A 233-nucleotide genomic window follows, 5' to 3' on the forward strand; every position below is an offset into this window, starting at 1 on the left:
CCTGCTCGCGCCGAAGGTGGGGGCATGGATGCGGCGAGCAGTGACGAGACCCGCCGGGGTCACGACGAGGACAAGTCGACGATCGACGAGCGCCTGACCGGCGTCCGCGATCCGCAGGACCCGGACGGTCTGCTGACGGTGGAGGAGGACGCCCACCGCCCCGACCCGGCCCGCTACGGCGCACCGGAGACGGACACCCTCGAGCGCGAGCGGGCGCACGTCGCAGAGCTCGG

Annotated in this window: 1 protein-coding gene; it reads left to right on the plus strand. The window is 73.8% G+C overall.

What is annotated here, in order from left to right; genetic code table 11:
• Positions 1-24 precede the first annotated feature (24 nt).
• On the plus strand, positions 25-233 hold a 209-nt coding region (locus tag SB773_RS34880; RefSeq protein ID WP_410595153.1), incomplete at its 3' end, for a hypothetical protein.

Origin of the sequence: Bacillus sp. SIMBA_074 (assembly GCF_046534555.1) — a bacterium.
Lineage (GTDB): Bacteria > Bacillota > Bacilli > Bacillales > Bacillaceae_G > Bacillus_A > Bacillus_A mycoides.